Origin of the sequence: Streptomyces aurantiacus (assembly GCF_001418335.1) — a bacterium.
In the GTDB taxonomy this organism is placed as follows: Bacteria; Actinomycetota; Actinomycetes; order Streptomycetales; family Streptomycetaceae; genus Streptomyces; species Streptomyces aurantiacus.
Map to the genome: position 1 here is coordinate 1 of NZ_LIPP01000313.1, position 20,596 is coordinate 20,596.

At 69.6% G+C, this 20,596-nt stretch carries 19 protein-coding genes and 3 tRNA genes; 11 read left to right on the forward strand and 11 right to left on the reverse strand.

What is annotated here, in order from left to right:
- Positions 1 to 1,307: N,N-dimethylformamidase beta subunit family domain-containing protein (locus tag AOK01_RS32610; protein WP_055518076.1), on the forward strand; the 1,307-nt coding region annotated here is incomplete at its 5' end.
- Between the two features lie 128 nt (positions 1,308 to 1,435).
- The gene (locus AOK01_RS32615) at positions 1,436 to 2,335 is read left to right on the forward strand and encodes a phosphoribosylaminoimidazolesuccinocarboxamide synthase (RefSeq protein WP_055518078.1); all 900 of its coding nucleotides are present in this window, start codon (positions 1,436 to 1,438) and stop codon (positions 2,333 to 2,335) included.
- A 133-nt stretch (positions 2,336 to 2,468) separates the two neighbouring features.
- Here the strand turns inward: AOK01_RS32615 and AOK01_RS32620 are convergent.
- The 8 genes from AOK01_RS32620 to AOK01_RS32655 all read right to left on the reverse strand — a co-directional run bounded on the left by AOK01_RS32620 (position 2,469) and on the right by AOK01_RS32655 (position 7,696).
- Positions 2,469 to 2,541: transfer RNA gene (locus AOK01_RS32620), tRNA-Gly, on the reverse strand.
- Positions 2,542 to 2,576: 35 nt separating this feature from the next.
- Entirely contained in the window at positions 2,577 to 3,197 is a 621-nt protein-coding gene (locus AOK01_RS32625) for a response regulator transcription factor (protein ID WP_055518080.1), read from the reverse strand.
- Complete coding sequence (locus AOK01_RS32630; RefSeq protein ID WP_055518081.1) at positions 3,194 to 4,582, reverse strand: sensor histidine kinase; 1,389 nt, start codon at positions 4,580 to 4,582, stop codon at positions 3,194 to 3,196. Before AOK01_RS32630 ends, AOK01_RS32625 begins: the two co-directional genes overlap by 4 nt.
- Before the next feature lie 171 nt (positions 4,583 to 4,753).
- On the reverse strand, positions 4,754 to 5,578 hold the full coding sequence (locus tag AOK01_RS32635; RefSeq protein WP_055518083.1) for an ABC transporter permease: 825 nt from the start codon (positions 5,576 to 5,578) through the stop codon (positions 4,754 to 4,756).
- On the reverse strand, positions 5,575 to 6,597 hold the full coding sequence (locus AOK01_RS32640; protein WP_079103947.1) for an ABC transporter ATP-binding protein: 1,023 nt from the start codon (positions 6,595 to 6,597) through the stop codon (positions 5,575 to 5,577). Before AOK01_RS32640 ends, AOK01_RS32635 begins: the two co-directional genes overlap by 4 nt.
- A gap of 178 nt (positions 6,598 to 6,775) precedes the next feature.
- A tRNA-Gly gene (locus AOK01_RS32645) sits at positions 6,776 to 6,851 on the reverse strand.
- A 79-nt stretch (positions 6,852 to 6,930) separates the two neighbouring features.
- Positions 6,931 to 7,002: transfer RNA gene (locus AOK01_RS32650), tRNA-Gly, on the reverse strand.
- A 376-nt stretch (positions 7,003 to 7,378) separates the two neighbouring features.
- Positions 7,379 to 7,696 (reverse strand): histone-like nucleoid-structuring protein Lsr2, encoded by a 318-nt coding sequence (locus AOK01_RS32655; RefSeq protein WP_055518087.1) that lies wholly within the window; start codon positions 7,694 to 7,696, stop codon positions 7,379 to 7,381.
- 371 nt (positions 7,697 to 8,067) lie between these two features.
- Between AOK01_RS32655 and purS the strand changes: the two genes are divergently transcribed.
- The 7 genes from purS (at position 8,068) to purM (ending at position 16,137) form a co-directional block, all read left to right on the forward strand.
- The gene (gene purS, locus AOK01_RS32660) at positions 8,068 to 8,331 is read left to right on the forward strand and encodes a phosphoribosylformylglycinamidine synthase subunit PurS (protein ID WP_055518089.1); all 264 of its coding nucleotides are present in this window, start codon (positions 8,068 to 8,070) and stop codon (positions 8,329 to 8,331) included.
- A complete protein-coding gene (gene purQ, locus AOK01_RS32665) occupies positions 8,328 to 9,056 on the forward strand; it encodes a phosphoribosylformylglycinamidine synthase subunit PurQ (protein WP_055518091.1) in 729 nt (242 codons plus the stop codon). The genes purS and purQ overlap by 4 nt, the downstream gene beginning before the upstream one ends.
- The gene (gene purL, locus AOK01_RS32670; protein ID WP_055518093.1) at positions 9,053 to 11,323 is read left to right on the forward strand and encodes a phosphoribosylformylglycinamidine synthase subunit PurL; all 2,271 of its coding nucleotides are present in this window, start codon (positions 9,053 to 9,055) and stop codon (positions 11,321 to 11,323) included. Before purQ ends, purL begins: the two co-directional genes overlap by 4 nt.
- A 315-nt stretch (positions 11,324 to 11,638) precedes the next feature.
- Entirely contained in the window at positions 11,639 to 12,436 is a 798-nt protein-coding gene (locus AOK01_RS32675) for a maleylpyruvate isomerase family mycothiol-dependent enzyme (RefSeq protein WP_055518095.1), read from the forward strand.
- Positions 12,437 to 12,509: 73 nt separating this feature from the next.
- Positions 12,510 to 13,379, forward strand: a complete 870-nt coding sequence (locus tag AOK01_RS32680; protein WP_055518097.1) for an META domain-containing protein — start codon at positions 12,510 to 12,512, stop codon at positions 13,377 to 13,379.
- 83 nt (positions 13,380 to 13,462) lie between these two features.
- Complete coding sequence (purF, locus tag AOK01_RS32685) at positions 13,463 to 14,989, forward strand: amidophosphoribosyltransferase (RefSeq protein WP_055518098.1); 1,527 nt, start codon at positions 13,463 to 13,465, stop codon at positions 14,987 to 14,989.
- 68 nt (positions 14,990 to 15,057) lie between these two features.
- Positions 15,058 to 16,137: a phosphoribosylformylglycinamidine cyclo-ligase gene (gene purM, locus AOK01_RS32690; protein ID WP_055518100.1), complete on the forward strand. Its 1,080-nt coding sequence runs from the start codon at positions 15,058 to 15,060 to the stop codon at positions 16,135 to 16,137.
- Positions 16,138 to 16,301: 164 nt separating this feature from the next.
- On the opposite strand, the gene AOK01_RS32695 is transcribed toward purM, so the two are convergent.
- Together AOK01_RS32695 and AOK01_RS32700 are read right to left on the reverse strand one after the other, a co-directional pair.
- Complete coding sequence (locus AOK01_RS32695; RefSeq protein ID WP_055518104.1) at positions 16,302 to 16,556, reverse strand: DUF3073 domain-containing protein; 255 nt, start codon at positions 16,554 to 16,556, stop codon at positions 16,302 to 16,304.
- A gap of 334 nt (positions 16,557 to 16,890) precedes the next feature.
- Positions 16,891 to 17,982, reverse strand: a complete 1,092-nt coding sequence (locus tag AOK01_RS32700) for a Leu/Phe/Val dehydrogenase (RefSeq protein ID WP_055518108.1) — start codon at positions 17,980 to 17,982, stop codon at positions 16,891 to 16,893.
- Between the two features lie 274 nt (positions 17,983 to 18,256).
- Between AOK01_RS32700 and AOK01_RS32705 the strand changes: the two genes are divergently transcribed.
- Both AOK01_RS32705 and bldC read left to right on the forward strand, forming a co-directional pair.
- A complete protein-coding gene (locus AOK01_RS32705; RefSeq protein ID WP_055518106.1) occupies positions 18,257 to 19,123 on the forward strand; it encodes a DUF8083 family protein in 867 nt (288 codons plus the stop codon).
- Between the two features lie 522 nt (positions 19,124 to 19,645).
- Positions 19,646 to 19,852, forward strand: coding sequence for a developmental transcriptional regulator BldC (bldC, locus tag AOK01_RS32710; protein WP_003949541.1), 207 nt, complete (start codon positions 19,646 to 19,648; stop codon positions 19,850 to 19,852).
- Positions 19,853 to 20,314: 462 nt separating this feature from the next.
- Here the strand turns inward: bldC and AOK01_RS45610 are convergent, their stop codons facing one another.
- Complete coding sequence (locus tag AOK01_RS45610; RefSeq protein WP_079103948.1) at positions 20,315 to 20,497, reverse strand: DUF6274 family protein; 183 nt, start codon at positions 20,495 to 20,497, stop codon at positions 20,315 to 20,317.
- Between the last annotated feature and the right edge of the window lie 99 nt (positions 20,498 to 20,596).

A 20,596-nucleotide genomic window follows, 5' to 3' on the forward strand; every position in this document is an offset into this window, starting at 1 on the left:
CTCCCCGCCCAACCGCCGGAGGCCCCCGCTCGGCCGACGACGTCCACCGTCAGATCAAGGGCTTCGCCTCCACCGGCGCGGTCACCCCCGGCGAAGCCATCGACTTCCACATCACGGTGGACCCGCCCCAGCGGTTCGGCGTCGACATCTACCGCATAGGCCACTACGGAGGTGACGGCGCCGGCAGGATCACCACCAGCCCGCGCCTCTCCGGCATCGTCCAGCCGGCCCCGCTCACCGCGGACCGTACGGTCTCCTGCCACCACTGGTGGCTCTCGTGGCGGCTGCGGGTCCCGTCGTACTGGAACATCGGCGCGTACGTCGCCGTCCTCACCACCGACGACGGCCACCGGTCCCACATCCCCTTCACGGTCCGCGACGACCACCCCGCCGACCTGCTGCTCCTCCTGCCGGACATCACCTGGCAGGCCTACAACCTCTACCCGGAGGACGGCCGCACGGGCGCGAGCCTCCACCACGCGTGGGACGAGAACGGCCGGCTGCTCGGCGAGGCCGACGCCGCGACGACGGTCTCGTTCGACCGCCCGTACGCGGGCCCGGGCCTGCCCCTGCACGTGGGCCACGCCTACGACTTCATCCGCTGGGCCGAGCGCTACGGCTACGACCTCGCGTACGCCGACGCCCGCGATCTGCACGCCGGGCGCATCGACCCCACGCGCTACCGCGGCCTGGTCTTCCCGGGGCACGACGAGTACTGGTCGACGTCCATGCGCCGTGCCGTGGACGTCGCCCGCGAGCAGGGCACCTCTCTCGTCTTCCTCTCGGCCAACACCATGTACTGGCAGGTCGAGCTGGCGCCCTCGCCGTCCGGCGTCCCCAACCGGCTGCTCACCTGCCGCAAGCGCCGCGGACCCGGAAGATCCGCGCTGTGGCGCGAGGCCGACCGCCCGGAGCAGGAGGTCCTGGGCATCCAGTACGCGGGCCGGGTCCCCGAGGCCCGCCCCCTCGTCGTCCGCAACGCCGACCACTGGCTGTGGGAGGCGACCGGTGCCCACGAGGGCGACGAGTTGGAGGGCCTGGTCGCGGGCGAGGCCGACCGCTACTTCCCCCGCGCCGCGCTCCCCGAGCACCAGGGCCGCATCCTCCTCTCCCACTCCCCGTACCGGGACACGGAAGGAGCGCTCCGCCATCAGGAGACGTCCCTGTACCGCGCGCACTCGGGCGCCCTCGTCTTCGCGGCCGGCACCTTCGCCTGGTCACCGGCCCTGGACCGCCCGGGCCACGTCGACCCCCGCGTCCAGCGCGCCACGGCCAACCTCCTGGACCGCATCTGCAAACGCGACTGAGGCCGCCCGCCGAGACACCACCCCGGCCCATGGCCGACACCTGGCCGTCCCGTGGCCGCCCCCTGGCCGAGCCCGGACCTCCCATACGGGAGAATCGAGCCATTCAGTCAGAACCACGCGGAGGAACCGTGTCCGGATTCGTCGAAAAGCCCGAGCCTCTTGAGGTTCCGGGCCTGGTGCACCTGCACACCGGCAAGGTGCGCGACCTGTACCAGAACGAGGCGGGCGACCTCGTGATGGTCGCCAGCGACCGCATCTCAGCGTTCGACTGGGTGCTGCCCACGGAGATCCCCGACAAGGGCAGCGTCCTGACGCAGCTGTCGCTCTGGTGGTTCGACCAGATCGCCGACCTGCTGCCGAACCACGTCCTGGGCACCGAACCGCCGCCCGGCGCGCCCGCCGAGTGGCAGGGCCGCACCCTGATCTGCAAGTCGCTGCGGATGGTCCCGGTGGAGTGCGTGGCCCGCGGCTACCTCACCGGTTCCGGCCTCGTCGAGTACAACGAGACCCGTACCGTCTGCGGCCTCGCCCTCCCCGAGGGCCTGACCGACGGCTCGGAGCTGCCAGGACCGATCTTCACCCCGGCCACCAAGGCCGCCGTCGGCGAGCACGACGAGAACGTCTCGTACGAGGAGGTCGCCCGCCAGGTCGGCGCGGACACCGCGGCCCAGCTGCGGCAGGCGACGCTCGCCGTCTACGGCCGCGGCCGTGACATCGCGCGTGACCGGGGGATCATCCTCGCGGACACGAAGTTCGAGTTCGGCTTCGACGGCGAGACCCTGGTCGTCGCCGACGAGGTGCTGACCCCGGACTCGTCCCGCTTCTGGCCCGCCGACCAGTGGGAGCCGGGCCGCGCGCAGCCCTCGTTCGACAAGCAGTACGTACGCGACTGGCTGACCTCCGCCGAGTCCGGCTGGGACCGGAAGAGTGAGCAGCCGCCGCCGGCCCTGCCCCAGCGGGTCGTGGACGCGACGCGCGCCAAGTACGTGGAGGCGTACGAGCGTCTGACGGGCACCGCCTGGACCTGAGCGCCGGCCACACTCACAGCGGGCGCAAGGCACAAGGCACAAGGTGCAAGGCGCATGGCGCAAAGAAGCCCCCGGTCGCGATGACCGGGGGCTTCCTGACTTCCTGACCTGCTTACTCTTAACTCTTACTCTGAGCGGACGACCAGGTTCGAACTGGCGACCTCAACCTTGGCAAGGTTGCGCTCTACCAACTGAGCTACGTCCGCGCCGCGCCGTGGCTCTCACCGTGGCGCGAGAGCAACTATACCCAACCTCGCTCCCGTGCGAGACGCACCGCCGAGTGCCGGTTCTCGGCTCCGAGCTTGGACACGGCGGACGACAGATAGTTCCGTACCGTCCCCTGTGACAGCGCGGCCCGCTCCGCGATCTCCGTGACGGGCGCCCCGTCGGCGGCCAGCTCAAGGACCTCGGCCTCGCGCGCGGTCAGCGGCGAGTCCCCGGCGGAGATCGCGTCGGCGGCCAACTCGGGGTCGACATAACGGTTCCCGGCGTGCACGGTACGGATGATCTCCGCGAGCTGTTGGGCGCTGACGGTCTTCGGTACGAACCCGCGCACACCCGCCGTCAGCGCCCGCTTGAGATGCCCGGGGCGTCCATGGCTCGTCACGATCAGCACCCGGCAGGCGGGCAGTTCGGTCCTCAGCGATGTGGCCACCCTCACACCGTCGGCGCCGGGCATCTGAAGGTCCAGTACGGCCACGTCGGGTTCGTGCGCCCGGGCCATCGCCAGCGCCTCGGGCCCGCCGGCCGCCTCGGCCACCACGAGCAGGTCGTCCTCAAGGCCCAGCAGCGCGGCGAGTGCCCCCCGGATGAGGTGCTCGTCGTCGGCGAGCAGCAGCCGGATGGGGCGTACGGACGTCATGGGGTGACCTCTTCACTCACTGAACGCGGAACGGACGACGACGAGGACGACGACGAGGACGACGAGGACGACGAGGACGACGAGGACGACGACAACAAGTTGGACGAAGAGGAGGCCGGAGGCAGTGGCACCTCGGCCACGACCCGGAACAGGTCGCCGTCGACGGGCCCCGCCTCCAGCGTCCCGGCCACCGCGGCCAGCCGCTCCCGCAGCCCGGCGAGACCGGTTCCGCCGCCCGGCTTCTGCCCCCGTTCCGGCGGGGAGACACCGGACGGATCCCCCGCCACCCGCCTCACTCCGTCGTCCCCGACGCCGTCGTTATCGACGCCGTCGTTCTCGACGGTGAGGACCACATGGTTGCCCTTCGGTTCCAGCGACACATGGCACCGCCGGGCGTCCCCGTGCCGCAGCACGTTCGTGGTGGCCTCCCGTACGACCCACCCCAGCGCCGACTGGACCGCAGGGGGCAGCCCCGCCGCGGAACCGGTCACCGTGCAGTCGACGCCGGCGGCGGTCAGGACGCCCTGTGCGCCGGAGAGTTCCACGCCGAGGTCGGCCTCGCGGTAGCCGCGTACGACCTCGCGGACCTCGCGCTGCGACTCGTGGGCGATCCGCTGCACCTCGATCATCTGTTCCACGGCCTCGGGGCGTTCGCGGCGGGCGAGTTGCACGGCGAGCTCGCTCTTCAGGGCGATCACCGCGAGGTTGCGGCCCATCACGTCGTGCAGGTCGCGCCCGAAGCGGAGCCGCTCCTCGGCGACGGCGAGGCGGGTACGGGTCTCGCGGGCCGCGTCGAGCTCGTACACGGCGGCGAGCAGCCATACGGAGAAGAGGGAGGTGAAGGCGGAGAAGCCACCGGCGAGCAACACCGCGAGCGCCATGCCCAGTGAGGCCGGCCCGGCGGAGCCCAGGGAGAACGCCACGACTCCTGCGCCCACGGCGGAGCCGAACACGATGGCGGGCACGCGCCGACGGTTACGGACCCCGAGCGCGATGGTGCCGGCCCCGAAGACCAGTACGCCGATGAAGAGTGAGCTCGTCGCGTTCTCGGTGTCCTCGCCGCCGGGTCCGTGCTCCGCGATGCCGATCGCGGCGGTCGCGAGCAGCCCGGAGACCACGCCGAGTCCGACGAGCAGGCGTACGGGCTGGTCACGGGTGCCGCGCGTCCAGTCGAGCGCCCGGGACGCGGTCACCGCGCACAGCAGGGCGTGCCCGCCCACCGCCAGGAACAGCCAGACGGCGAACTCCGCCTTCACGAGCCCGAACGTCGGCAGCCCGAACGCGGTGACCTCCACCACCGAGAAGAAGTGGAAGGACCAACGGGTGTACGTCTCGACCTTCGCCGGCGTGCTCTTACCCCGCCACCAGAGACCAGGCCTGCGCATTCCCGAACTCCCGCTTCCCATCGCCGACCGTCCCTGTCCCCGTGCTCGGTTCCCGTGCTCGGTTCCCGTACTCGCCTGTGCCGGTCCCTGTGCCGGTCCTTGTGCCGGTTCCTGTCCCTGCCCCCGTCGTCCCGGTTCCGGTTCCGGTTCCGGTCCCGGTCCCGGTCCCGGTCAGCGCCTCGGCTCCCAGCGGAACCACTTCCGTACAGCAAACACCGCGAGCACGGTCCAGGCCAGCGCCGTCGCCACGGCACCCAGGGCCTCGTAACCGGAGAGGCTCCCGGTCCAGCCACCGCGTATCAGCGTGATCACCGGGGACAGCGGCAGCAGCTCACAGACGGTGGCGACCCGGTCGGGCATGACCTCGAAGGGCACGACGGTGCCGGAGGCGAGCATCGACACGAGCAGGAGTGGCATCGCCGCGACCTGGGCGCCCTCCACACTCCTGCTGAAACTCGCGGTCACCGCCGCCAGCGCGGGCCACATCACGAGCCCCACGACCAGCCCGACCACGGCGAGGAGAGGCGCCTGGGGCGTACCCACGTCCATGAGTGCCGCGCAGGCGACCGTCAGGACCAGGCACTGCACCAGGCCGATGAGGACCGATGGGACGGCGGCGCCCGTCAGGATCTCGGCGTCCCGCAGCTCCCCGGTGCGCAGCCGCTTGAGGACGAGCTCCTCGCGACGGGCGGCGTACACGCTCACCAGCGCGCTGTAGACGGCGAAGAGCAGGGAGAAGCCGACGGCGGAGGGCAGGATGACCGAGCCGATCGAGAGACCGGCCTCCTTCAGGTCCATGTCCTCGACTGTCGAGCGGAGGCTGAGCGGCAGGACCAGCGGCACGAACACCGCCGCGAAGAAGGTGGCCCTGCTGCGTGCGAGCAGGGTGAGTTCGGCCCGGGCGAGGGAGGTCATGCGCCCGACCGCGGTCACCGTCGCCCCCACGGGTGCGGCTGCGGTACTTGTCCCGGTCTCGGTTCCGGTCCCGGCGCTCATGCCACATGCTCCTTCTCCGAGGTCCCGGCACTCGCCGAGCCCCGCGCCTGCCCGGCCTGTATCTTCCGAGCCCCCTGTGTCTCCTGAGCCTCCTGCTCGGACACGTCACGCGCGATGCGCAGGAACGCCTCCTCCAGCGACCCCGACCGCACATCGAGCCCCCGCAGCTCGACGCCGGTCCGCTCGGCCCACGTCAGCAGCCCGGTGGCGGCCCGCTGCAGTTCGTTCGTACGCAGCCGGAGCACCCGCCCGACGACCTCGTGCCCGGTGACGCCGAGGGAGTCGAGGGGCGGCAGGTCGCCGGGGAAGTATCCGGTGGGCAGTTCGAAGGAGATCCGCGACGGCTGGGAGGCGGTCACCTCCGCCGGGGTGCCGGAGACCGCGATCCGCCCGGCGTGCAGGATCGCGAGCCGGTCGGCGAGCCCCTCCGCCTCCTCCAGGTAGTGGGTGGTGAGCAGCACGGTCGTGCCCGTGGCCCGCAGTTCGCGCACCAACTCCCAGGTCTCCTGGCGCCCTTCGGCGTCGAGGCCGGTGGTCGGCTCGTCCAGGAAGAGCACCTCGGGCCGTCCGAGGAGCGCGAGTGCCAGGTCCAGGCGCCGCTTCTCTCCACCGGACAGCTGCTTCACCCGTACGCCGGCCCTGCGGGTGAGGCCGACCAGCGACAGGGCCTCGCTCTCCGGCCGGGCTCCGCTCGTGCAGCCGGCCCACATCCGTACCGTCTCGGAGACGGTCAGCTCGGACGGGAAGCCGCCCTCTTGGAGCATGAGGCCGATGCGCGGGCGCACCGCGGAGCGTTCGCTGTACGGGTCGTGGCCGAGGACGCGTACGCGGCCGCCGGCCGGGGGCGCGAGGCCCTCGATGAGTTCGACGGTGGAGGTTTTGCCCGCGCCGTTGGTTCCGAGGAGTGCGAAGAGTTCGCCGCGGCCGACCTGGAAGGAGACTCCGCGGACCGCCTCGAAGCCTCCCGCGTAGACGCGTCGTAGGTCGGTGACCTCGATCACGGGCTCATTCGTATTCATGACTCAAGCGTCTCGGCTGCCGAGGGGATACGGCAGTGCACGCTGTCACTGCCGTACATGACAAATGTCAGGGGGCCGGGAACAGCCGGGAGCCCAGGGCAGGTGTACATACGAGAAAGGCCCCAGTCACATGTGACCGGAGCCGTTGCTCACTACTGAAACCACTGTTGCTACTTACTGGAGCGGACGACCAGGTTCGAACTGGCGACCTCAACCTTGGCAAGGTTGCGCTCTACCAACTGAGCTACGTCCGCATTGCCTCCGACCGGCTTTCACCGATCGGCGCGAACACCAGCCTACCTGATCCAGAGAGCGATCAGACCGGCGATGCAGAGCGGGTGACAGGAATTGCACACTGCGCCTTCCCCCTGGAAGGGGGATGTTCTGCTACTGAACTACACCCGCGTGACTCCGTGAGCCGGACCTTTCGGCCTTGCCCCTCGGCGTGCTCCGAACTCTAGCTGATCGCGGGGGGTACAGCGCAAGTCGACTGCCCCCAGGGCCAGATGCCCCACGGATCACCCCGGCTCACTCTTACAGGGGGCTGCGCGACCAGCGCGCCTTCAAGGGGCGCGGGGAACTGCGCGCTCAACCCCCACGGCCCGCCTCCCGACGGACCGGCCCACGCACCGACCGACCCATCTTTCAGGGGCGCGGGGAACTGCGCGACCAGTTCCCACCGGCCCGCAGCACACGAACAACCTCCGGCTCACGGCGGGACCGCCCACGCACCGACCCCGCCCGGGTCCGTCCTCGCCCGCCCGATCCCCGGAGGGACCCGTCACTGAGCCGCCGCGAACGCCTCATACACCCGCTTCGGAATCCGCCCCCGCGCCGGCACCTCCAACTTGTTGGACTGCGCCCACGCCCGCACGGCCGCCGGGTCGGGAGCCACCGCTGTCTGCCGGTACGCCTTTCCGGAGCGCGACCGCTTGCGGCCGGCCTCCACATACGGCTCCAAAGCCCCGCGCAGCTTCTCCGCGTTGGCCGGATTCAGGTCGATTTCGTACGACTTACCGTCCAGACCGAAGGCGATCGTTTCCGCCGCTTCCGAGCCGTCGATGTCGTCGGAGAGAGTGACTACGACACGCTGCGCCACGAATATCGGTCCCTTCGTGCGGCACCTCTTCGACGACGCACGATGACGTGCCGAGATGCCGACTGTCCGACTGCTTTTATGAGTGATTGGGCAAAGTATCGGCTATTGCCAATTCATTTGTACAGTGCCTTACCGTGCCCGGCAATCCAATGTGAAGGCTCGACTGAATCTCTTGGCGTGTCTCCGGGGCAATAGGAAGCCCGGTCTCGATCCGGATCTTTCCCAGGATTTTTCGTGAAGCCAGGCCGACGATAGGTCCTCGATGCGGAATCGTGATGGCCGTCACGTAGATTCCTACGAATCTACCCGCGTAGAATTTTTGTACGGGTAGTCTGAAGGAACCTGCTCAGCACCACACACCGGGAGCGCCAGTGGCACGCGTCGTAGTCGACGTCATGCTCAAGCCGGAGATCCTCGACCCACAGGGCCAGGCGGTGCAGCGTGCACTGCCGCGTCTCGGTTTCGAAGGCATCTCCGACGTACGTCAGGGAAAGCGATTCGAACTGGAAGTGGACGGACCGGTGGACGACACCGCGCTCGCCCGCATCCATGAACTCGCCGAATCCTTCCTCGCCAACACCGTGATCGAGGACTTCACCGTCAAGGTCGAGGAAGTCGCGGAGGCCGGAAAGTGACCGCTCGTATTGGCGTCGTCACTTTCCCGGGAAGCCTCGACGACCGGGACAGCCGGCGCGCGATCAGGCTCGCCGGTGCCGAACCGGTCGCACTCTGGCACAAGGACAAGGACCTCAAGCAGGTCGACGCCGTTGTCCTGCCGGGTGGTTTCTCGTACGGCGACTATCTGCGCGCCGGCGCGATCTCGCGCTTCTCGCCGGTGATGGGGACCGTGATTGAGCAGGCGAAGTCGGGAATGCCGGTGCTCGGCATCTGCAACGGCTTCCAGATCCTCACCGAGGCCCACCTTCTCCCCGGCGGGATGCTCGGCAACGACCACCTCCACTTCATCTGCCGTGACCAGAAGCTGAAGGTGGAGAACGCGGAAACCGCCTGGACCGCCGACTACGAGTCGGGCCAGGAGATCCACATCCCGCTGAAGAACATGGACGGGCGGTACGTCGCCGACGAGCGCACCCTCGACATGCTGGAGGCGGAGGGCCGGGTCGTCTTCCGTTACGTGGTCGGCGGCGACACCTCCCACGGCCACGGCCACGTCAACCCCGACGGCTACGGCAACCCCAACGGCTCGCTGCGGGACATCGCCGGCATCACGAACGAGGCGGGCAACGTCGTCGGTCTGATGCCGCACCCGGAGCACGCCGTCGAGCCCCTCGTCGGGTCCGGCCGCACCGACGGCCTCCCCTTCTTCACCTCGATCCTCAAGAAGCTGGTCAACGCATGAGCCGGACTCCCCTGGACACGGTCGAGCACGCGGCCGGGACGCCCGACGTCGAGCTGCCCTGGGCCGAACTGGGCCTGAAGAAGGACGAGTACGAGCGGGTCGTGGAGATCCTCGGCCGCCGGCCCACCGGTGCCGAGCTCGCCATGTACTCCGTCATGTGGTCCGAGCACTGCTCGTACAAGTCCTCCAAGGTGCACCTGCGCCAGTTCGGCGAGAAGGCGCCCCAGTCGGACGCCCTCCTCGTCGGCATCGGTGAGAACGCCGGCGTCGTGGACGTCGGCCAGGGCTACGCGGTCACCTTCAAGGTCGAGTCGCACAACCACCCCTCCTACGTCGAGCCCTACCAGGGCGCGGCCACCGGAGTCGGCGGCATCGTGCGCGACATCATCGCGATGGGCGCCCGCCCGGTCGCCGTCGTGGACCCGCTGCGCTTCGGCGCGGCCGATCACCCCGACACCAAGCGCGTACTGCCCGGTGTCGTCGCGGGCATCGGCGGCTACGGCAACTGCCTCGGCCTGCCCAACATCGGCGGCGAGGTCGTCTTCGACGCCTGCTACCAGGGCAACCCGCTGGTCAACGCGGGTGCCATCGGCGTCATGCGGCACGAGGACATCCACCTCGCGAAGGCGTCGGGGCCGGGCAACAAGGTCATCCTGTACGGGGCCCGCACGGGCGGCGACGGCATCGGCGGCGCCTCGATCCTGGCCTCCGAGACCTTCGACGACGCCAAGCCGTCGAAGCGTCCCGCCGTCCAGGTCGGCGACCCCTTCCAGGAGAAGCTCCTCATCGAGTGCACCCTGGAGGCCTTCGCCGAGAAGCTGGTAGTCGGCATCCAGGACCTCGGCGCGGCCGGACTGTCCTGCGCCACCAGCGAGCTGGCGTCCAACGGCTCCGGCGGCATGCGCGTCACGCTGGACGACGTACCGCTGCGCGACTCCACGCTCTCGCCCGAGGAAATCCTCATGAGCGAGTCGCAGGAACGCATGTGCGCGGTCGTCGAACCGTCGAAGGTCGACCGGTTCCTGGAGATCTGCGACAAGTGGGACGTCATCGCCACGGTCATCGGTGAGGTCACCGACGGCGACCGCCTCGAAATCTTCTGGCACGGCGGCAAGATCGTCGACGTCGACCCGCGCACCGTCGCTCACGACGGCCCGGTCTACGAGCGCCCGTACGCCCGCCCGCACTGGCAGGACGCCCTCCAGGCGGACGACGCCAACAAGCTGCCCAGGCCGACGACGCCGGAGGAGCTGAAGAGCCAGGTCCTCCGGCTGGTCTCCTCACCGAACCAGGCCTCCAAGTCCTGGATCACCTCCCAGTACGACCACTTCGTGCAGGGCAACACGGTGCTGGCGCAGCCCGAGGACTCGGGCATGATCCGCATCGACGAGGAGTCAGGCCTCGGCGTCGCCATCGCCACCGACGGCAACGGCCGCTACACCAAGCTGGACCCGTACCACGGCGCCCAGTTGGCGCTGGCCGAGGCGTACCGGAACGTCGCGACGACCGGCGCCAAGCCGCTCGCCGTCTCCGACTGCCTGAACTTCGGTTCGCCCGAGGACCCGGCCGTCATGTGGCAGTTCGCGGAGGCCATCCGCGGCCTTGCCGACGGCTGCCTGCAGTTGGGCACCCCGGTGACCGGCGGCAACGTCTCGCTCTACAACCAGACGGGTGAGGCGGCCATCCACCCCACGCCCGTGGTCGCGGTCCTCGGCGTCATCGACGACGTCGCCCGCCGCACCCCGGTCGCCTACCGGGAAGAGGGCCAGCTCCTCTACCTCCTGGGCGACACCCGCGAGGAGTTCGGCGGGTCGGCCTGGTCGCAGGTCGTCCACGACCACCTCGGCGGGCTGCCCCCGCAGGTCGACCTGGAGCGCGAACGCCTCCTCGGCGAGATCCTGATCTCCGCCTCCCGCGACGGCATGATCGACTCCGCGCACGACCTGTCCGACGGCGGTCTGATCCAGGCCGTGGTCGAGTCGGCCCTGCTCGGCGACAAGGGCGCCCGGCTCGTCGTACCCGACGAACTCGACGCGTTCACCTTCCTGTTCTCCGAGTCCGCGGGCCGCGCCGTCGTCGCGATTCCGCGCTCCGAGGAGCTCCGCTTCAACGACATGTGCGGCGCGCGCGGCCTGCCGGCCACCCGCATCGGTGTCGTCGACGGGTCCGCTTCGGACGCGGTGGTCGAGGTGCAGGGCGAGTTCACGCTCACCCTGTCCGAGCTGCGCACGGCACACGAGGACACGATCCCGGCGCTGCTCGCGTAAGGCTCCGCCTGGGTGACGGGTGGGGTCGCGCTTCGTCCGCGGGCCGGTGGGGGCCGGTCGCGCAGTTCCCCGCGCCCCTTGAGGGGTTGGGGCGGTGTGTCGGGCGCGCGTGGTCTGTGGCTGAGCGCGCAGTTCCCCGCGCCCCTGAAAGCGGGGCTGCGCCCCGGCTTTCGTCCTTTGGGGGCGCGGGGACCTGCACGACACGACCGCCCCCACCGACCCGCTTTTCAGGGGCGCGGGGAACTGCGCGACCAGCCCCCACGGCGCCGCAGCCGACATCGAACCCGTGCCCGGCGCACCGCATAAACTCCCCGCATGCCCCCGGCCAGGAAGCGCACCCGTGCCTACGACCCCGCGAAAACCCGCGCGGCGGTCCTCGCCCAGTTCGGGAACGTACAGGCGGCGGTACGTGACCTGACCCCCGAGCAGCTCGCCGGTCCCGCCGGGCTCGGGGACTGGACCGTACGGGAGCTGGCCGCGCACCTCACCATGGCGCTGGAGGCCGTGAGCCGCGGTCTGGACGGGGACGAGCCCGCCGGGCCCGCGCTCGCCCTGCTCGACTGGCCGGCCACCACCGCCCCGCGGGCCGGCGAGGTCGACGGCGACGTACGGACGCTCGCCGCCGCCGAGCCGGACCTCGACGCGCTGTACGAGCGCACCCGGGTCCGCTTCACCGAACGCCTGCCGGCCGCAGCGGACGGCCGGCTGCTGGTCACGCGCGTGGGCACGATGACCTTGGCCGACTACCTCGTCACCCGTACGGTGGAGCTGGTTGTCCACACCGACGACCTGAACGCGGCAGTGCCGGGCCTTGACGTGCCGTACGACCGCCACGCCCTCGCCACCTGCACCCGCCTGCTCGCCGACGCGCTCGCCGCGCAGGCGCCCGGCGCCTCCACCGAGGTACGCGTACCGCCGTACGCGGTCGTGCAGTGCGTGGCGGGCCCGCGGCACACCCGCGGCACACCGCCCAACGTCGTCGAGACGGACCCGCTGACCTGGATCAGGCTCGCGACCGGGCGTACGCGGTGGCAGGCGGCCCTCGACGACGCGTTGGTCAGCGCGAGCGGAGAGCGCGCCGACCTGGGCGGGCTGCTCCCCCTCATGCGCTGACCCGGATGCTCATGCGCTGACCCGGATGGCCGGGTGAGGGAACCAAGCACCCCACCCGCCCCGTCAAAGCGGCATGCACACGCAACGTCTCAACCTCAGCGCCCTCAGCGTCCTGGCGGTCACCGGACTCCTCGCCACGGCAGCCTGCGGCACGGACAGCGGCGACAGCGGCAAGGACCCCGGTTCCGATTCCGGTTCCGTGTCCAGTTCCGTCGGTACCCGACAGGCGGCAGCCGAGATCATCGGCAAGCAGTGGAACGTGCAGAGCGTGACCGCCGACGGCACGAAACACGACGCCCCGGCCGGCGCGTACATCGAGTTCGCCAAGAACGGCAAGGTCGGCGGCAACTACGGCTGCAACCACTTCGGGGCGAGCGCCACCATCAAGGGCGACACCATCACGGTCGGTGACGACACCGTGAAGACCAAGATGGCCTGTACGACCAAGGGGACGATGGACTTCGAGTCGCGGCTCGGCGCGGCCGTCTCCGACAGCACGATCAAGGCCGAGGTCGACGGCGACAAGCTGACGCTCACCACCGGGGACGGAACCACCGTGAACCTCACCGCCGAGAAACCGGCCGAGCTGTACGGCACGAAATGGAACGTCACGGCCACGGTGCGGGGCGACGCCAAGGGCGGCTCAGCCGTAGCCCTGTCCCCCGAGGCCGAGGGCAGGGCCCACCTCACCTTCGACGAGAAGGGCACCGTCAGCGGGCAGCTCGGCTGCAACCGGGTGACGGCGAAGGCCACGGTCGGCGACGGCACTATCACTCTCGGCACCGCGGGCACCACCCGCAAGATGTGCTCCGATTCACTCATGGACACCGAGCGGTCCCTGCTGAAGCTCTTCGACGGCACGGTGAAGTACCAGCTGAAGGGCAGCAACCTCACGCTGACCAGCGAAAACGGAGCCGGCCTCGAAGCCGTCGCCGGGAAGTGACCCCCGGCGGGCGGCCCCCGCCCACGCCGCTCGGGCACTTCCCCAATTCGGACCAGTGGTCGATCTCGCCTACACTCGGTGGCGTGCCACGTGGTGACGGTCGACTCAGTCATGATCTGCTCCCCGGCGAGAAAGGACCCCAGGACGCTTGCGGCGTCTTCGGAGTCTGGGCTCCCGGTGAAGAGGTCGCCAAGCTCACTTACTTCGGGCTCTACGCCCTCCAGCATCGAGGCCAGGAATCCGCGGGAATCGCGGTCAGCAACGGCTCCAAGGTCCTCGTCTTCAGGGACATGGGCCTCGTGTCCCAGGTCTTCGACGAGGCATCCCTCGGCTCCTTGCTCGGTCATATCGCGGTCGGTCACGCCCGCTACTCGACCACCGGCGCCTCCACCTGGGAGAACGCCCAGCCGACCTTCCGTGCCACCGGGCACGGGACGATCGCGCTCGGCCACAACGGCAACCTCGTCAACACGGCGGAGCTCGCCGGAATGGTCGCCGACCTCCCCAGGCAGGAGGGCCGCACCCCGCGTGTGGCGGCGACCAACGACACCGACCTGCTGACGGCCCTGCTGGCCGCCCAGGTCGACGACGACGGCAAGCCGCTGACCGTGGAAGAGGCCTCCGCCAAGATCCTGCCCCAGGTCAAGGGCGCCTTCTCGCTCGTCTACATGGACGAGGGCACCCTCTACGCCGCCCGTGACCCGCAGGGCATCCGCCCGCTGGTCCTCGGCCGCCTGGAGCGCGGCTGGGTCGTCGCCTCCGAGTCCGCCGCCCTCGACATCTGCGGCGCGGCCTACGTCCGTGAGATCGAGCCGGGCGAGTTCGTCGCCATCGACGAGAACGGACTGCGAACCTCCCGATTCGCGGAAGCGAAGCCCAAGGGCTGCGTCTTCGAGTACGTGTATCTGGCCCGCCCGGACACCGACATCGCCGGCCGGAACGTGTACCTCTCCCGCGTCGAGATGGGCCGCCGGCTCGCGAAGGAAGCTCCGGCCGAGGCCGATCTGGTCATAGCGACCCCGGAGTCCGGCACACCCGCCGCGATCGGCTACGCGGAAGCGTCCGGCATCCCGTTCGGTGCCGGTCTCGTGAAGAACGCGTACGTCGGCCGGACCTTCATCCAGCCTTCACAGACCATCCGCCAGCTGGGCATCAGGCTGAAGCTGAATCCCCTCAAGGAAGTCATCAAGGGCAAGCGCCTGGTCGTGGTCGACGACTCGATCGTGCGCGGCAACACCCAGCGCGCACTGGTGCGGATGCTCCGCGAAGCGGGCGCGGCCGAGATCCACATCCGGATCTCCTCGCCGCCCGTGAAGTGGCCCTGCTTCTTCGGCATAGATTTCGCGACCCGCGCCGAGCTGATCGCCAACGGCATGAGCGTCGACGAGATCGGCACCTCGCTGGGCGCCGACTCCCTCTCGTACATCTCCATCGACGGCATGATCGAGGCCACCACCATCGACAAGCCGAACCTGTGCCGTGCCTGCTTCGACGGCGAGTACCCGATGGACCTCCCGGACCCCGAACTGCTCGGCAAGCAGCTCCTGGAGACCGAGCTGGCCGCGGGTCCCGCGGCCACGGCCGCGGCCGACGCGATCCGTCGCCCGTAGGACGGCTCGGTCACCTCCGCGGCAACATCGCAGCGACACCGCTGTACGACACGAAAGTTCTCACCCTCATGTCTGAGACAACTGGTGCCAGCTACGCAGCAGCGGGCGTCGACATCGAAGCGGGCGACCGTGCGGTCGAGCTGATGAAGGAGTGGGTGAAGAAGACGCAGCGCGCCGAAGTCGCGGGCCTCGGTGGCCTGGGCGGCTTCGCCGGCCTCTTCGACGCCTCCGCCCTCAAGCGGTACGAGCGCCCGCTGCTCGCCTCCGCCACGGACGGCGTGGGCACGAAGGTCGACCTCGCCCGGCAGCTCGGCGTGTACGACACCATCGGCCACGATCTGGTCGCGATGGTCATGGACGACATCGTGGTGTGCGGCGCCGAACCGCTCTTCATGACCGACTACATCTGCGTCGGCAAGGTCCACCCGGAGCGCGTGGCCGCCATCGTGAAGGGCATCGCCGAGGGCTGTGTCCTCGCGGGCTGCGCCCTGGTGGGCGGCGAGACGGCCGAACACCCCGGTCTGCTGGGCCCGGACGACTTCGACGTCGCCGGCGCCGGTACGGGCGTCGTGGAGGCCGACCGGCTCCTGGGCGCGGATCGTATCCGTACGGGTGACGCGGTGATCGCCATGGCGTCCTCCGGCCTTCACTCGAACGGGTACTCGCTCGTCCGGCACGTCCTGTTCGACCGGGCGGAGCTGAAGCTGGACCAGCACGTCGCGGAGTTCGGCCGCACGCTCGGCGAGGAACTCCTGGAGCCCACCAAGATCTACTCGCTGGACTGCCTGGCGCTGACCCGAACGGTCGACGTGCACGCGTACTCGCACGTCACGGGCGGCGGACTCGCGGCCAACCTGGCCCGGGTGATCCCGGACGGGCTGCACGCGATCGTCGACCGCGCCACCTGGACGCCGGCCCCCGTCTTCGACCTCGTCGGCACCACCGGCCGGGTCGAGCGACTGGAACTGGAGAAGACGCTGAACATGGGCGTGGGCATGATCGCGATCGTCCCGGAGGATTCCGCGGACGCGGCACTCGCCACGCTCGCCGACCGCGGCGTAGAGGCCTGGATCGCAGGCGAGATCACCGACCGAGGCACCCACGAAACGGGCGCGGCCCTGATCAACGACTATGCCCCGCGCCCTTAGAGGCACGGGGAACTGCGCGACCAGCCACAACGAACCCGCACCCGTCCCCACGACAGGCAGCGTGATCCCTGCTCTCCCGCGGAGCGAGACGCGCGAAACCCGGTCCGGCGAACCCGCTCCGGACCGGGTGAAGCGCAGCTAAAACGACAAGCGCAACAGATGCGTCAAGCGCCGCGGCGTTGAGACGTGGGACCGGACTCGTCGTCCTGGTCCTCGTCATCGTTATAAAGATCCGCGTACTGGGCGTACGGGTCGTCTTTTTCCTCGTCGTCGTCCTCGAACGGCTCGCCATTCGGCGGCTGTTGCGAAGTCGAAGCGCCCAGCTCATTGGCCAGACGCGAGAGATCAGTCCCGCCGCTGCTGTACTTCAGCTGGCGGGCGACCTTCGTCTGCTTGGCCTTTGCCCGGCCGCGCCCCATGGCTCGACCCCCTCGGATACGGGGCTCGACGGCCCCAGAGTCTTGACACGCGTTCATGATCGGGAACGGTCTCTCCGCGGAGAGACCGGTCCGTAGGGCTTCCACGGTACCTGAGCCCACGCCCATCCGGTACGTCGCCCGCAGGACGTGCCTGTGCCCAGAACCCGCGAGGTGCCCTTTCCCCGCTGGTCAACCGCGATTTTAACCTCTTCTCGGAGAGCGACCCGCCGACGAACGTGAGAGTTCTCTCCCCCACCCGCCGACGGGTACCCCGGGGGCCCTTCCGGACGGCCTTCGGGCGGCCTGTGGACAGTCTCCGATCGGGTTCCGAACGTCAGGGACGGCGGGCCTCCGCCATGCGGTGCTCGGCGATCCGGTCGGCCGCGGCGGCCGGCGGAATCCCGTCCTCCTTAGCACGAGCGAATATGGCAAGCGTGGTGTCGAAGATCTTCGCGGCCTTCGTCCGGCACCGCTCGAAGTCGAAGCCGTGCAGTTCGTCGGCGACCTGGATGACACCGCCCGCGTTCACCACGTAGTCCGGCGCGTAGAGGATTCCGCGGTCGGAGAGGTCCTTCTCCACACCCGCGTGCTCCAGCTGGTTGTTGGCCGCGCCGCAGACGATCCTGGCGGTCAGCTCGGCCACCGATTCGTCGTTCAGGGCGCCGCCGAGCGCGCACGGGGCGTAGATGTCGAGCCCCTCGATCCGGATCAGCCGCTCGGTGTCCGCGACGACTCCCACGGCGGGGTTCTTGTCGGCGATGCGCCACACGGCGTCCTGGCGTACGTCCGTGATCACGACCTGGGCGCCGTCCTCCAGCAGATGCTCCACCAGGTGGTGCCCGACCTTGCCGACGCCCGCGACGCCGACCGTGCGGCCGCGCAGCGTCGGGTCGCCCCACAGGTGCTGGGCGGAGGCCCGCATGCCCTGGAAGACGCCGAAGGCCGTCAGGACGGACGAGTCGCCCGCACCGCCGTTCTCGGGGGAACGCCCGGTCGTCCAGCGGCACTCGCGCGCCACGACGTCCATGTCGGCCACGTAGGTGCCGACGTCGCAGGCGGTCACGTACCGCCCGCCGAGCGAGGCCACGCACCGGCCGTACGCGAGCAGCAGGTCCTCGGTCTTGATCTGCTCGGGGTCGCCGATGATCACGGCCTTGCCGCCACCGTGGTCGAGCCCGGCCATGGCGTTCTTGTACGACATCCCGCGGGAGAGGTTCAGCGCGTCGGTGACCGCCGCCGCCTCGCTCGCGTACGGGTAGAAGCGGGTGCCGCCGAGGGCCGGGCCCAGGGCGGTCGAGTGGATGGCGATGACGGCCTTGAGGCCGGTGGCTCGGTCCTGACAGAGCACTACTTGCTCATGGCCGCCCTGATCCGACCGGAACAGGGTGTGCAGTACGTCGTCAGGGCTGCCGGTCACGTCGGTCACGGTGGTGACTCCCAGGTACATAGCGGCGGGTCGGAGCGGCCCTCGTGCGGGTGGCGGGGGTCCGCGTGGCACGAGATTAGAGCCTGTACGGGACCGCCATCGGCGCAGTGGTCAGGATCACCCTCTCCCGGAGTACGGTCGCAGGGGGCAGTGGGAGGATTTGCCGTGGTTTCCCGTCCGCCCGTACGCGGAAGCCGTAGCGGAAGTCGTACTCGTACGCGGCCGCCGGGGTGTTCAGCGGTTTTCCACCGGGTCGGCTGGGGAGGGAGCAAGCGTGCCCAAGGTGTCCTCTCTGATCGTCCCGTATGCGTCCTATCTCCGGGTGTACGAACCGCTGGCGGCCTTCCCGGAGCCGGAGCGCGGCCACTGGGCCCGCTACGCGCGCCGCCCCGACCGTCCCTCGTACCAGGACGAACTCCGCCGTTCGCTGGCCGACCTGCTGCCCGTGCCGCCGGTCCCGGTGCCGGTGCACGAGAGCGGCGACGCGTTCGTCGCGGACGTGGACGGCGTGCTGTGCGTGTGCCCCTGGCGGACCCGGCTGCGCGGCTGGGAGGCGCTCGACGACCTGGCGGAGCAGCTGCCGGCGCCCGTCCTGGACGCGGCACTGCCGGAGCTCGTACGCCGTCAGGCCGCCCAGGACTACGAGCGCTGGCTGGCCCGCAACCCCGACGCCCGGCCCTGGATCCGCACCTCGACCTGGCAGGTCCCGCTGAACTGGTTCGTGCTCGTCTCGGACGAGGAGCGCGAGTACGACAAGGGCGCCGGGTCCGAGGGCGGTGCGCGGGCCGGCGAGGACGCGCCCGTGCTCCGCTACCGCACGCCGATGGTGCAGGCGCGGCGGCGGGTGGCGCGGGGCCTGCGGACGCTGCGGGACACCCTCGACGAGGGGCCGCTCATCGACGGCCTGCTGGACGTGGGGCGCTGGCTGGAGGAGTTCCATCCGCGCTCGCTGGTGGAGCTGGACTACGGCGGCCTCGTACACGTCCTGCCCGCCGGGGAGCTCGACGGCGACCACTCCGCCGCGGATGTCGCCGAGGGCATCGAGGCGCTGCGCACGGGCGACGGGCCCGGTGCGGGGGAGGCGTACGGTCGGCTGGTCGAACGGTGGCGGTCCGTCCGGGACCGTCGTTCGGCGAACTGAGGCCGTGGGACTGCCCTTTCGGCGCGGGCCGTCCCTGACCGTTCCTGTCTGTCACCGGTACGGGACAGGACGTAAGGCCCGATCCGGGTCGTACAGGGCAAGCGTGACGGACAGCACTAACGCGGACCTTGCGTCTAACGCCCCTCCTCATGCCAAAATAGGACAAGGAGTCCGGGGAGGACTCCATCTGCTCACGTATGGGTGGAATCTCAGCATTGCGCGCTATGGGGGGTCTCGTGGCAGGTCTCGTGACTCCTGATCGTCCTGTGACTGATCGTCACAGCGGCGTGACTGTCCGCTATGGCATGGTCCATCGGCTTCCGTCGCTGATGAACACCTGGGAGGGCAATTCCATCGGTTTGGCCGACGCGGCTGGACGGATGGTGTAGTTGTAGTGCCGAGGACAAGCCGTTCGTCCTATAACCGACTCGACCCGCATCCGCCATTTCGGGCAACGCGGGTCAAGGTGCAGAATTTAGAGGAAAGAACCGAGATGGTTCGGTTCTCCCGAGGAGGCCGCTCATGACCGCTCGCACCCCTGATGCCGAGCCGCTGCTGACCCCGGCTGAGGTCGCCACGATGTTCCGCGTGGACCCTAAGACGGTCACGCGGTGGGCGAAGGCCGGCAAGCTCACATCGATCCGCACGCTTGGAGGGCATCGCCGTTACCGCGAAGCCGAGGTCCGCGCTCTGCTCGCGGGCATTCCGCAGCAGCGCAGCGAAGCCTGAACAACAACTGCATAGCAGGGTATTTCGGCAGTTCCCCCAACTTGTCGGCAAGCCCTGACCCAAGCTCCAAGCGACGCGGATCCCGCCCCAACGGGGTCCACGCCCGAGCAGGAACCACAAGCAACGTGGGTGCGTCGTAGATCGCGCTGGACTCCGCCGAGTCCAGCGCGATCTTTTTTGTGCGCTGGTCGCGGGCCGTGTGCCCCTACACGGTCGGTCTGTGAGCGGCCTTGTCGCAGTCTGGGAGAGGTTGTCGGATCAGCTGTGAGTCGCCCCGGGGTGGAGTGCAATTGCACATATTAAATTGTCCAGTTGTGAGTGAGGGGTAAATTCCGCAGGTTTGAAAACTTATGCGGTGACACCCGTCACATGTCCTGGTCCTTGTGACGCGTGGTGTACCTGCGCTAAAGGGTTCGGCGCATCTAAGGGTGGGCCGGGGGCAGTTGGTGTGCCGGCGGTCGCTCACGCCGGGGAGGGACCGCTGTCCTCCGCCGCGGCCTCCAGGTCCTCCGGGCCCCCTTCCGAGGCCAGTCGCAGGAGCCGGTGGCAGATCGGACAGTGCCTTGTCCGGTGGGGGTGCCCGGAGGCGGCGGACAGGTGTGCGCGGAGGAGGGCTCGTGTCTCATGTCGGGCTGTCGCCGTCATGGTCACCTCCGGTGGGGGTGGGGTCCTGGTTTCTAGGTACTTGTGGAATGTGACTGCGTCAAGCCCGCGGTGGGGCTGCGCGGGCTTGACGCAGTCACA